Below are 12541 nucleotides of genomic sequence, written 5' to 3'. Positions count from 1 at the left end.
TATGCCAGACCGAAGCGGCAGGCTTGCAGGCCACGCAATCTGTGAGCCTGCCGTTTTCTTTAGGAGAAATTATGAAGTTTTGGAAATTTTACGGACCTTATAAAAAAAGCCTGGTTCTTGTCATCGGCGGAGCCCTCTTGGCGGCAGGGCTGGAAATCGTCTTTCCCATGATCGTGCGTCACATGTTGAGCGTTGTCCTGCCGGCGCGGGATATAGGAGAGCTTTGGCGCGAAGGGGCCTTTCTATTTATGCTCTACTGTGTCTGCCTCGTGTCGACGTACACTGTCTATCGCTGTGGCCGCAACATGGGTGTATCCATAGAAAACGACTTGCGCCGTTCCCTCTTTCGCCATTTGGAAGGGCTCGATTTTGCCTTTTTTGACAGAAAAAAGACAGGCCGCCTCGTATCGCGCCTGACCGGGGACATCTCGGAAGTAGGCAACTTTATGTTTCAATTGCCCAACTTGTCCGTCGTTTGTCTCATCACCATGGGCGGCAGTGCCTTTTTTCTTTTTTACATCAATACGTTTCTCGCAGTATGCGTGCTCCTGCTCATTTTACTGAAAACGGGCGATACGATTCTCCTTAACCGCCGCATGAAGAAATCCTTTGCCGAAACTCGCCGTAAGCTCGGCGCTTTGAGCGGACAGGCGACAGAACTCCTCGGTGCCGTGCGCCTTATCAAGGCTTTTGCGGGAGAAGCGAAGGCGCTGCAGCGTTTTGCGGCAGCGTCGGATGACTTGGCGGCGGCCCAACGCGGTACGTTCAAGTTTCAGGCTTATTTGTCAGGGACGATTGTCTTTTTTTCCAATACGATCAATTTGGCCATTATCCTCGTGGGCAGTATCCTCATTATAGATGGGCAACTGGAACTGACGGATCTTGTCGCCTTTCTCATGTACCTCATGCTTTTTATTCGGCCCATCATGCAGGTGACCATGTTAACGGAGCAGTATCAGCGCAGCATGGCCGGGTTCCGCCGCTATGAGGAAATCATGGCTCTTTCTCCGTCCGTACAGGACGGCTCTTTTGAGCTTGAGCCGGCGGCAGTCCGTGGGAATATCACTTTTGAGCACGTCGACTTTTCCTATGAAAAGGGTCTCCCCGTGTTGCAGGATTTTAATCTGTCCATAAAACGGGGCCAACAAATTGCCCTTGTCGGCGCGACCGGTGCCGGCAAGAGCAGCATTGTATCTCTGCTCTTGCGTTTTTATGACGTGACGGCAGGGAGAATTCTGCTCGACGGAAAGGATGTGCGCTCGTATACGCTCGCATCGCTGAGACGGGCTGTAGGTATCGTGCAGCAGGATGTGTATTTATTTTCCGATTCCATTAGTGAGAATATTCGCCTCGGCCGAGAGGATGCGACGGATGAAGAAGTCGTTGCCGCCGCCGTTGCCGCAGGCGCCGACTCGTTTATTCGCGCTTTACCCGACGGCTATGAAAGCTTTATCGGTGAGCGGGGTGTAAAATTGTCGGGCGGGCAAAAACAGCGTATTGCCGCGGCCCGCATATTTCTGAAAAATCCGCCCGTTCTCATCCTGGATGAGGCGACGGCGTCTATGGACAACAAGGCGGAAAAAGCTGTTCTTCAAGCCTTATCGGCTCTCTCGGAAAAGCGGACGACTCTTATGATTGCTCATCGCCTGGCAACGGTGCGGCATGCGGATTGTATTGTTTTTCTGCAAGGCGGCAGAGTTGCAGAGGCGGGAACACATGAGGAATTAATGGAAAAAAGAGGCTTGTATTACGAATTATATATGGAACAATTTAGACGGACTTAAGAGAATATTGACATATGCTATCAATAAAAGCATAATATAAGTATGCAAAAAAGGTATTCAACCTTATATAAGTATTCGTATGCGGAAAGGACATACATTATGAAAAACGCGCAGGAAATGCAAATGACAAACAGCATGCACCATGGTAACGTCTATGAAATCAAAGACGAAACGGGGCAGGCGAAGATGACGGGGTATGCCGTATATCCGGGAATTACTTTGATGTACTTGGATATCCATATGCCTTATTTGGATTGTGAAGCGCGGCCTATGCCCGATGTGTTTGCCATCAACCACTGTGAAGAAGGTCGAATTGAGTGTAACTTCCATAACGGTGAATATTTGTATATGGGAAAGGGCGATATGTCCGTCGGTTGGCGGCGGCGCAGCGCCTACTGCCATAAATCATTTTTTCCGTCCTCTCATTACCACGGTGTGACAATTCTTCTCTCTCTGCCGCAGGCGCAGGAAGCATTGGATCGGCAGCTCGGTAAAAAGGTTATCGATTTGGAATGTATGAGCAGGCGGTTTTGCCGGCATACGGACTTTGCGGCCATCATGCAGGAAGATGAAAAACTGAAGCATCTGTTTTACGAGCTGTACCACGTTCCCGAATCTATAAAAAAGCAGTACTTTCGCATTAAACTGTTGGAAATTCTTCTCTTTTTCAGTACAATTGAAGAAATTCCCGCTGAGAAAAGAGAAACCTTTACACTTCAGCAGGTTAATATTGTCAAGGAAATCCAATGGGAACTTACAAAAAACATGAAACGGAAATTTACGATTGAAGAATTGGCAAAAAAACACGGTATCGCGCCGACGACGTTGAAAAAATGCTTTAAAGGTGTTTACGGCAGTACCCTTTCACAATATATTAAAGAATATCGTATCAGTAAGGCGAAGCAACTGCTCTTAAATACACAGGACAGCATTATGGAAATTGCCAACTATGTGGGATACGAAAACAGCAGCAAGTTTGCAGTAGCCTTTCAAAAACTGACAGGGCAACTTCCCGGTGAATATCGTCGCAGCTGTTAGTCTCAAAACGCCTGTAAGAAAATTCCTTACAGGCGTTTTTGTTTGGCGCCGAACAGGCATGACTAAACCCCCAGTTTACTGGGGGAGCAAAAAATACTTATAGAAAAAGAAGGAACCTCCTGTGTTAGAATGATGATGGTCTGGCAACCACATCACATAACGGATAGGAGGTTCACTGTCAATGAATGACGTACAAAGCTTATCACACAGTAAATGGAGATGCAAATACCATATCGTATTTGCGCCCAAATATAGAAGACAAGCTATATATGGGACCATAAAGGTGGATATAGGAAAAATATTGCGGGAGTTGTGCACCCGGAAGCACGTAGAAATACTGGAAGCAGAATGTTGTCCGGATCATATCCACATGCTGGTGACAATACCACCACATCTAAGTGTATTCGGTTTCATGGGATATCTAAAAAGTAAGAGCAGTTTAATGATATTTGATAAACATGCAAACTTAAAATATAAGTATGGCAATAGACATTTTTGGTGTCGGGGTTACTATGTGGACACGGTAGGAAAATACGAAGGTGCGATAAAAACCTATATCCGACAACAACTGCAGGAAGATATAGCACAGGACACGTTGGATTTCAAAGAGTATGTAGACCCGTTTACGGGTAAGAAGAGTACATAAGTAGGCAAAGAAAGAGCCCCCGAGTAGGGGGCTGCCAGTAACAGTGATGTGATTGCCGGATTTTATTCAGTGCACCATTTGGTGCTACCACAAGAGATAGACCCTTATAGGGTCAGAGCAAACCACCAGTTCTACTGGTGGTTATGATTTATGCCGGCAAAGATGCCGATTCCGTTAATTTTGAAATTGGCATATAATATAAGTGCCGACTTATGATTGGTTGATAACAGGAAGAGACAAGGGGGTTGTATGATGGCGATTAAACAAACGGCAGGCAGAACACAGTTGGGGGATTTTGCTCCGGAATTTGCCCGGCTCAACGATGACGTGCTCTTCGGTGAAGTGTGGAGCAGGGAGAATGCGCTTTCTCTGCGCGACCGCAGTCTTGTCACCGTTGTAGCCCTTGTTGCGCAGGGGATTACGGACAATTCACTGCGTTATCATTTGGAAACGGCAAGGAAGAACGGTATCACAAAGACCGAAATCGCGGAAATACTGACACACGCCGCTTTCTATATGGGCTGGCCTAAGGCGTGGGCGGCATTTACTCTCGCCAGAGATGTCTGGTCGGAGCCGGAGTGTGCGGACGATGCCTTCGCGCGATATGCGAATTCTATGATCTTCCCCGTCGGCGCGCCGAACGATGCGTATGCACGGTATTTTAGCGGCAAAAGTTACTTGGCACCGCTCTCGACGGAGCAGATTCCCATTCACAACGTGACCTTTGCTCCCGGCTGCCGTAATAATTGGCATATTCACCATGCCGAGAAGGGCGGCGGCCAGGTCCTCGTCTGTGTTGCAGGCCGCGGTTACTATCAGGAAGAAGACCGACCGGTACGCGAACTCTATCCGGGTGATGTCGTGAATATTCCCGTAAACGTTAAGCATTGGCACGGCGCAGTAAAGGACAGCTACTTTTCCCATCTTGCCATTGGGGTGCCCGGCGAAAAGACGAGTAACGAGTGGTGCGAACCCGTATCGGATGAAGAATATGAAAATTTGAAGTAAGTGTCACATAAAGCCGAAAAATGTTGCCTGAAAGATGTGGGGCGGCATTTTTTGAGTTCCGGACAAGGCAGTACGAAAATCGTGTCCGATTGGATTATTTGGCGACTGAATGGAGTAGAAACAAGTATATAACTTTGTTATGATACAAGAAGTTGGACGATGTTGTTTTGACGAGCAAACGGGTGACAACTGCAGAGATTAAGGAGGACACTACATGAATTGCATTGTTTTATATTCTTCGCGTACGGGTAATACGAAAAAAGTTGCCGAAGCAGTTTGCCAAGGGCTTCCGGCAGGGACGGCCTGCGTTGATGTGAAAGAAGTTCCTGCCGACTTGTCGGCATATGATTATATTTTTGTCGGGTTTTGGGTAGACAAGGGCAATGCCAATGCGGAAGCGCAGGAAATATTGAAAAATCTGCCTGCCTGCAAGGCCGGCATCTTCGCAACTCTCGGCGCCGATCCGAAATCGGAACACGCCGCACAGGCTCTGGCCAACGGGGCCGCTTTGGTACCGGAAGGTGTGACTGTTGTCGATTCGTTTATTTGCCAAGGTGCGGTCGATCCGAAGTTGATCGAAATGATGTACAAAATGTTTCCCGCCGGTTCAGCGCACGGCAAGAGTCCCGAACGGGACGCCCTGCACGCCGAAGCGGCCAAGCATCCCGATGCGGCGGATTTGGCTGCGGCAAAAGCCTTTGCGGCCGGCGTATTAAGTAAGGGACGAGAGGCATAACATGGGCACATTGGCCGCATTATACGAAAAAATGACGTCCGAGCAACGGGAATTTCAGTTCGGCCGGATTGGCGCGGATCCTCTGATCGAAGCCTTTCCGCGTAAACGCGTCGTACATGCCGGGATTGACGGTACGCCTGTAAGTCCTGCCGAAGCACAGCATATTTGGCAGCGTCTCATGGAAAAAGAACCTGTCGGTAACCCGACGCAGACCGCATATATCCACATTCCCTTTTGTAAGACCAAGTGCCTTTATTGCGCTTTTTTTCAGAACGGGACGGATCAGGCAGTAGAAGACGCCTATGTGGATGCCCTTATTCTCGACTTACAGAGGGAAAGTGCGGCGCCCCGTTTAAAGAACGGACTGCTTCACTCCGTCTTCATCGGCGGCGGCACGCCTACGTCTTTGTCCGTGCGCAATGCGCAGCGCCTTCTGCAGACCATTCGTGAATGCCTGCCCTTGGCTAATGATTATGAGCTGACCATGGAGGGCCGTATTCATGACCTCGTGCCGGAGAAGATGGATACTTGGATGGCCGGCGGCGTAAACCGCATGTCCTTGGGCGTGCAGTCCTTTGATACGACCGTGCGCCGGCAAGTAGGACGTCTGGACGATAAGGAGACGGTGCTGCGCAATCTCGCCGCTTTGCGTGCCTATAACCAGTGCGTTGTCGTCATCGATCTCATTTACGGTCTGCCCGGTCAGACACATGAAATCTGGAAGGCCGATTTGAATAGCCTTATTGAGTCCGGCGTGGACGGCGTCGACTTGTACCAGCTCAATGTCTTCGACAACAGCGATCTGGCCAAACGCATACAGGCCGGTGCTTTGCCGCCGGCAGCAACGACGAAGGAGCAGGCGCGTATGTTTGCTTTCGGACGCAGCTATTTGGAAGCACGCAAATACAATCGTCTCAGCGCCTGCCATTGGAGCCGGACGAACAGGGAACGCAGCCTCTATAATACGTATGCCAAAGAAGGCGTGACCATGTTTCCCTTCGGCAGCGGTGCCGGCGGCAACCTGGACGGTTATTCGACCATGCTCTATCGTACGCTCGACACGTATGAAAAGGCTGTGGAAAAGAGCGAAAAGCCCTTCATGGCTCTCGTCAAACAGTCGGACGTACAGCCCCTCGTCAGTAAAACCTTAGCTCAGCTGGAGCAGGGGTACTTCGATTTACATGCTCTCGCAGAGGCGGACGGACGGCTTGCCGATTTGCAGTGGCTCTATGAGCTCTGGCAAAAACAGGGCCTCGTGACGTATAACGGTGTGCAGTATCGTCTGACCGAAGCGGGCGAGTTCTGGCAGGTGAACCTGGCGCAGACTACCGTTGAATGTATCAATTATTTGATTAAAGGAGAGGAGACCATGTCCCTGCAAGGCATTGCCGCCCAGGAAGGCGGAGAAACGAAGGCCATGAGTGATAAGGTGCGGCGCATTATTGATGCCATGAAAAAAGCCAAGTCCGCCGGCGGCGGACCGACGCCCGAAGCCATGGCCATGATGACGGAAGCCATGAATTCCATGACGCCCGAAGAAATACAGACCGTCATGAAGAGTATGCGCGAATAATTAACTGCGATTAGACTATTATATAACATCTCCATAAACGGAAAGGCCGCATTCCGGTACGGCGGGGGTGCGGCCTTTTCGCGTACGGTTCGGAGGCAAATCGGCATACCTTGCCATACTATGGGAACTATTCAATATATTGTTTTCCGAGCTTGGGAAAACCGTGTTTCATCTGTGCGAAATGGTTGCGGCGGCCATCTCTTTTTGGTATGTTCTGTGTGTGGTCTTTTCGACAGTATGGTATAATAGAATACATAATAGGTACTGTTTAGGCAGAGTCTGATAGAGAAAAGTGTGGTGCAATGTATGAAGGAAGAACTGGTATATACGCCGGAGGAGCTTCGGTATTTGGCGCTTTTAGCCAAGGATTACCCGACGCAGGCCGCTACGTTTACGGAAATTATCAATTTACGGGCCATCGTTAATTTGCCGAAGGGGACGGAGCACTTCATGAGCGACCTTCACGGTGAATACGAGGCGTTCTATCATATTTTAAATAATTGTTCCGGTGTTATCCGGGAGAAGGTGGAGATCCTCTTCGGTGAATCCCTGACCAAAGACGAGCAGGATGACTTGTTGACGCTTGTGTATTACCCGAAAGAAAAGCTGGCTCTTATGGAACAGCAAAAACTTCTCAACGACGGGCGGACGCGCACGATATTGCAAGAGCTTCTGCGCTTGGCAAAACTGCTTTCTTCCAAATACACGCGGTCGAAAGTCCGCAAAGCCATGCCCGAAAGTTTTCGCTATGTTATTGATGAGCTCTTGCACGCCCGCCCTGATGAAGACAAAAACCGTTATGCTTATCACGCCAAGATTATTGATACCATATTGGAAACGGTCAGCGCTCACGAGTTTATCTTTGCCCTGACGGCTCTCATTAAGCGCCTTGCCGTCGACCATCTGCACATTATCGGGGATATTTACGATCGCGGCGCCCATGCCGATAAAATTGTCGACGAACTCATGCATCACCACTCCCTGGACATTCAGTGGGGCAACCATGACGTCCTCTGGATGGGCGCGGCTGCCGGTGATTTGGCGTGTATCATTAATGTACTGCGCAATAACGTGCGTTACCATAATCTGGAAATTCTCGAAAACGGTTACGGCATCAGTCTGCGTTCATTGGCTCTCTTTGCAGTCAATACGTATACCGCCGGCGACGGTATCGACCCCATGGTCAAAGCCATTAACGTCCTTCTCTGCAAGCTTGAAGGACAGACGATTATGCGCCGCCCCGAGTACGGCATGGATGACAGGCTCATATTCAAGAATTTCGATTTCGATAAAGGTACGGTCACATTGCCGTCGGGAACGTATGAGCTTACGACAAAAGATTTTCCCACCGTCGACCGCAGCGACCCGTATGCTCTGAGCGAGGGCGAAGCGGAGCTGATGGCGGAAATGAAACGGCGCTTTCTCGGCAGCGAACGCCTGCAGCGACATATACGCTTCCTTTACAGCCACGGCTCGGTATACCGTGCTTACAACGGCAACCTCCTCTTCCACGGCGGTATTCCCATGAATGAAGACGGCAGTTTTACGGAAGTCCTGCTGGAAGGGAAAAAGTATGCCGGTAAGGCCTTTATGGACAAAGCCGACTTCCTTGCCCGCCGCGCTTTCGAGCAGCGCGACGAGTACAGCCTCGACTACATGTGGTATCTGTGGTGCGGCTATGACTCGCCCATGTCGGGACGCGTTGTAAAGACACTGGAACGGAGCTATATTGCCGACGAGTCGACATGGAAAGAACCTCAGAATCCTTATTACACCTTGAACAGGGACAAAGATGCCTGTGCGGCCATGCTGAGAGAATTCGGTATCGATTCGCCGCAGGGACATATCATTAACGGTCATACGCCGGTTAAAGTGAAAAAAGGGGAAAGCCCCGTTCGTGCCGACGGTAAAGGAATTTGTATTGACGGCGGTTTTTGCAGGGCCTATCAGAATTCGACGGGAATTGCCGGATATACGCTTATCTTCAATTCTTACGGCTTGCGGTTAAAGTCACATTATCCCTTTACAAACGTCGAATCCGTATTGCAATCCAACACGGATATCCTTTCCGATTCCGTGCAGATCGAGCTTGAACCGAAGCGGATCATGATCGGTGATACGGACACGGGTAAAAAGCTCCTGCAGATGATTGCCGACTTGAAACGGCTCCTGGCGGCCTATCGACAGGGCTATATTTTTGAACACGACTGCCGCGAATGGTAAAAAAAAGCCTGCCTGTTGAGAACGGCAGGCTTTTTTGTACAAACTGTCAGGAAAAAGTTATAAAAACAACGAACAATTACGAGAGAAAAGTGTATACTGACAAACGTAAGGAGCAGTTGTTTTTATACAGGAGGTAGCACTATGGCAAAGAAAATTACGGATAAGGTTACGTGGGTCGGCAAAGTCGACTGGGAACTCGTGTACTTTCACGGCAAAGAATATTCGACGGATCGAGGTTCATCGTATAATTCTTATTTGATTCGCGATAAAAAGACGGTTCTCATGGATACGGTGTGGAAGCCTTTCGGCAGAGAATATGTGGAAAGCTTGAAAGAAGTCATTGACCTCAAGGACATCGACTATATTGTCATGAACCATAACGAAAGCGATCACAGCGGTGCCCTGCCCCTGCTCATGGAAGAAATTCCGGATACGCCCGTTTACTGTACGAAAAAAGGGGAAGCCATCATTCGCGGTCACTATCACAAGGATTGGAACTTCGTCAACGTCAAAACCGGCGATACGCTGGATTTGGGCGGCAGCAAGCTGGTCTTTATTGAAGCGCCCATGCTCCATTGGCCCGACACGATGTTCACGTACATGACGGGCGAAGAAATCCTCTTCAGCAACGACGGCTTCGGCCAGCACTATGCGAGTGAATCCCTCTATAACGACAAGGTCGACCAGGGTGATTTGTACCATGAAGCCATGAAGTACTATGCGAATATTCTTAACCTGTACAGTCCCATGGTAGCCAAGAAGATTAAAGAAATCCTCGCCATGAACGTGCCCGTTAAGATGATCTGTCCCAGCCACGGTGTTATTTGGCGCGACAACCCGATGCAGATAGTTGAAGCGTATCAGAAGTGGGCTGAAGCATATCAGGAGAACCAGGTGACTGTTGTTTACGATACAATGTGGAATTCAACGCGCCGCATGGCCGAATGCATTGCCGCAGGTATTAGAGAAGCGGATCCGTCCGTTACGGTTAAGCTTTGTAATTCGTCCAAGCTCGACAAGAACGACATTTGCACGGAAGTCTTTAAGTCCAAGGCTATTCTCATCGGTTCGCCGACCATTAACTACGGGTTTATGTATTCCATTGGCGGCATTATGGAAATGATCAGAGGCCTAAAATTTAAAAATAAAAAAGCCGCAGCTTTCGGCAGCTACGGATGGAGCGGTGACGCGCCCAAGATGATTGCGGAGCACCTCAAAGCAGGCGGATTTGACGTAATTAAAGACGAATTTAAACTCATGTGGGTTCCTGACGAAGATGCGCGCAAGAAATGCGTACGGTTCGGCAAGGAATTTATGGACGCCGTAAACGGTGCCGAATAATTAATGTAGGAGAAACAAAGAAAGGACCGCTTCGACAGCGGTCCCTTTTCATTGGTGGAGATGAGGAGGATCGAACTCCTGACCCCCTGCTTGCAAGGCAGGTGCTCTCCCAGCTGAGCTACACCCCCATATGTTTCAGAACATGTATAATAGTATCATGAAACACGGGGCGTTGGCAAGCACTTTAGTCGGCCAGCATTTCCCAGCATTCGTAGGCGGCGGTCAGGTCTTCCTTCGTTCTCTCGTATGCTTCATTGAGGGCAACGAGCTCGTCCGACGAAGCGCTGTTCATTTGTACTTCGTACATCTTCAAGGTCGCTTCGAGTTCGGCAATTTTTATTTCCGCCTGTTCCAGTCGCTGCGGCGTGCTTCCAGAGACGACCTTGACCGGTGTTGCGGCCGGTGTCTCGGGATACGCGTTTTCTTGTGTTGCCGTCGCCTGCGGTGCGGTGTCAGCGGCATTTGTATTCGCCGCCGCCGATTCGTTTTCTTTTTCCCTGTAATATGAGTAGTTGCCTGCAAAATCGTGCAGGCGCTTGTCCTCTAAGATTAATGTGCGCGTCGTAATCTTGTCGAGAAAATAGCGGTCGTGGGAAACGATGAGGTATGTGCCGCCGAAGGCGAGGAGCGCCTGTTCCAATATTTCCCGTGTCGGAATATCCAAATGATTTGTCGGTTCGTCGAGAATGAGGAAGTTCGGTCCCGACAACAGAAGCTTCAGTAAGGCATAGCGTGCTTTTTCACCGCCGCTCAGGGAATTTACGTTCTTAAAGACGTCGTCGCCGCGGAAAAGGAAGCGTCCCAGTACGGAACGGGCCGTTTCTTCATTCATCGTAAAGTCGCTCATGAGCTCATCCAAGAGAGGCAGGCTGCCGTGCAGTTCCGTGTGTTCCTGGGCAAAATAGCCGACGTGAACCTTGTTGCCCAAGGTAATGTACCCGTTTGTTGGCTCGAGCTTACCGAGAATCATGCGCAGGAGTGTCGTCTTGCCGGCGCCGTTGGGGCCGATGAGGGAAGCCGCCTCGCCGCGGCGCAGGAGGAGGGACAGATGGCGGAAAAGCTCTTTGTCCGGAAAGCCGCCGCACACGTTGTCCAGGACGAGGACTTTATCACCGCACGTTTCTACGGGAGCGAAACGAAATTTCAGCGTTTTTTCGTGAGGGGTCAATTCAATTCGCTCCAGTCTGTCCAACTGCGACCGGCGGCCTCTCGCCTGTTTGGATTTGATGCCTGCCTTGTACTTGCGAATATATTCTTCCGTTTTCTTAATATGAGTTTGTTGTTTTTCATACGCCCGCTCCAAGGACTTGCGCCGTTCGTCGCGCTGCCGTACGTAGCGCGAGTAGTTTCCCTTATACTGTGTGAGTGCGCCCTGCTTCAGTTCCAAGATACCCGTCGCCACTTTGTCGAGAAAATAGCGGTCGTGTGAGACGATGAGGATGGCGCCGCTGTAAGAGAGGAGAAAGGTTTCGAGCCATTCGAGCATGTCCGTGTCGAGGTGGTTCGTCGGTTCGTCGAGGAGGAGAAACTCCGGGCGGCGGACGAGGGCCTTGGCCAAGTTGATGCGCGTCTTTTGGCCGCCGGAAAAATCTTGTGCCCGTCTGTCCCAATCGGTCGAGGTAAAGCCGAGACCGGCGGCGATTTTGCGGGACATGGCTTCATACGAAAAACCGCCCGCATCTTCGAAACGCGTCATTAAACCGGCGTAGCGCTCCGTTAAATCCGTGTTATCCGGCGCTGTCTGCATGTCTTTTTCCGTTTTTTTGATTTCTTTTTCCAAACGGTGCAGATCCTGCCAGGCCGAGTCTATCGTTTCGCGCAGAGTCAGGTCGTCGTTTATCGTAATATCCTGGCGTAAATATCCGAAGTGCTCGCCCGACGGAATGACGATGCTGCCGCTGTCGAAGTCTTCTTCGCCTGTAATGCACTTGAGAAGCGTCGACTTGCCCGTGCCGTTGGCGCCGATGAGGGCCAGCCGTTCGCCGCGTTTGAGTTCGAAGGAGACGTCTTTAAAAACGGTGCGCACACCGAAGGATTTAGTCAGTTTTTGTATTTTCATAGCCGCCATGGAAATATATCCTTTCGCAGTAAATCATAACGATACGTATTATACCATAAAAATTTTGTTAGCACTCTATTGACATGAGTGCTAAAAGGATGTATGATATAAACGTAGTCAAGAGAACTACATG

General features: G+C 49.9%; 9 protein-coding genes and 1 tRNA gene. 8 read left to right on the top strand and 2 right to left on the bottom strand.

The features are described 5' to 3' along the window. Positions 1-71 precede the first annotated feature (71 nt). The 8 genes from BQ2674_RS06275 (at position 72) to BQ2674_RS06240 (ending at position 10349) form a co-directional block, all read left to right on the top strand. Positions 72-1784, top strand: a complete 1713-nt coding sequence (locus tag BQ2674_RS06275) for an ABC transporter ATP-binding protein (RefSeq protein ID WP_075572957.1) — start codon at positions 72-74, stop codon at positions 1782-1784. A 99-nt stretch (positions 1785-1883) separates the two neighbouring features. Then, entirely contained in the window at positions 1884-2822 is a 939-nt protein-coding gene (locus BQ2674_RS06270; protein ID WP_083222311.1) for a helix-turn-helix domain-containing protein, read from the top strand. Positions 2823-3003: 181 nt separating this feature from the next. Next, complete coding sequence (tnpA, locus tag BQ2674_RS06265; RefSeq protein WP_075572382.1) at positions 3004-3468, top strand: IS200/IS605 family transposase; 465 nt, start codon at positions 3004-3006, stop codon at positions 3466-3468. 249 nt (positions 3469-3717) lie between these two features. Next, positions 3718-4476, top strand: a complete 759-nt coding sequence (locus BQ2674_RS06260; RefSeq protein ID WP_235828829.1) for a carboxymuconolactone decarboxylase family protein — start codon at positions 3718-3720, stop codon at positions 4474-4476. A gap of 214 nt (positions 4477-4690) precedes the next feature. After that, positions 4691-5212 carry a flavodoxin family protein gene (locus tag BQ2674_RS06255; RefSeq protein ID WP_075572955.1) on the top strand — a complete coding sequence of 174 codons (522 nt, stop codon included), beginning with the start codon at positions 4691-4693 and terminating at the stop codon, positions 5210-5212. 1 nt (position 5213) lies between these two features. Further along, entirely contained in the window at positions 5214-6785 is a 1572-nt protein-coding gene (hutW, locus tag BQ2674_RS06250) for a heme anaerobic degradation radical SAM methyltransferase ChuW/HutW (RefSeq protein ID WP_075572954.1), read from the top strand. A 306-nt stretch (positions 6786-7091) separates the two neighbouring features. After that, positions 7092-9008: a fructose-1,6-bisphosphatase gene (locus BQ2674_RS06245; RefSeq protein WP_075572953.1), complete on the top strand. Its 1917-nt coding sequence runs from the start codon at positions 7092-7094 to the stop codon at positions 9006-9008. Between the two features lie 141 nt (positions 9009-9149). After that, a complete protein-coding gene (locus BQ2674_RS06240) occupies positions 9150-10349 on the top strand; it encodes an anaerobic nitric oxide reductase flavorubredoxin (RefSeq protein WP_075572952.1) in 1200 nt (399 codons plus the stop codon). Between the two features lie 52 nt (positions 10350-10401). Here BQ2674_RS06240 and BQ2674_RS06235 read toward each other — a convergent pair. Together BQ2674_RS06235 and BQ2674_RS06230 are read right to left on the bottom strand one after the other, a co-directional pair. Further along, a tRNA-Ala gene (locus BQ2674_RS06235) sits at positions 10402-10477 on the bottom strand. Positions 10478-10533: 56 nt separating this feature from the next. Continuing rightward, positions 10534-12417 carry an ABC-F family ATP-binding cassette domain-containing protein gene (locus tag BQ2674_RS06230; RefSeq protein ID WP_075572951.1) on the bottom strand — a complete coding sequence of 628 codons (1884 nt, stop codon included), beginning with the start codon at positions 12415-12417 and terminating at the stop codon, positions 10534-10536. Between the last annotated feature and the right edge of the window lie 124 nt (positions 12418-12541).

Source organism: Megasphaera coli, from assembly GCF_900095855.1.
GTDB lineage: Bacteria > Bacillota > Negativicutes > Veillonellales > Megasphaeraceae > Megasphaera > Megasphaera massiliensis_A.
This window is presented reverse-complemented; position numbering and strand designations above follow the sequence as displayed.

Excerpts from the sequence above, each read along its gene's own strand:
- BQ2674_RS06245 (WP_075572953.1), top strand. The coding sequence starts at position 7,092 with ATGAAGGAAGAACTGGTATATACGCCGGAGGAGCTTCGGTATTTGGCG.
- tnpA (WP_075572382.1), top strand. The coding sequence starts at position 3,004 with ATGAATGACGTACAAAGCTTATCACACAGTAAATGGAGATGCAAATAC.
- BQ2674_RS06270 (WP_083222311.1), top strand. The coding sequence starts at position 1,884 with ATGAAAAACGCGCAGGAAATGCAAATGACAAACAGCATGCACCATGGT.
- hutW (WP_075572954.1), top strand. The coding sequence starts at position 5,214 with ATGGGCACATTGGCCGCATTATACGAAAAAATGACGTCCGAGCAACGG.
- BQ2674_RS06240 (WP_075572952.1), top strand. The coding sequence starts at position 9,150 with ATGGCAAAGAAAATTACGGATAAGGTTACGTGGGTCGGCAAAGTCGAC.
- BQ2674_RS06275 (WP_075572957.1), top strand. The coding sequence starts at position 72 with ATGAAGTTTTGGAAATTTTACGGACCTTATAAAAAAAGCCTGGTTCTT.
- BQ2674_RS06230 (WP_075572951.1), bottom strand. The coding sequence starts at position 12,417 with ATGGCGGCTATGAAAATACAAAAACTGACTAAATCCTTCGGTGTGCGC.
- BQ2674_RS06255 (WP_075572955.1), top strand. The coding sequence starts at position 4,691 with ATGAATTGCATTGTTTTATATTCTTCGCGTACGGGTAATACGAAAAAA.
- BQ2674_RS06260 (WP_235828829.1), top strand. The coding sequence starts at position 3,718 with ATGATGGCGATTAAACAAACGGCAGGCAGAACACAGTTGGGGGATTTT.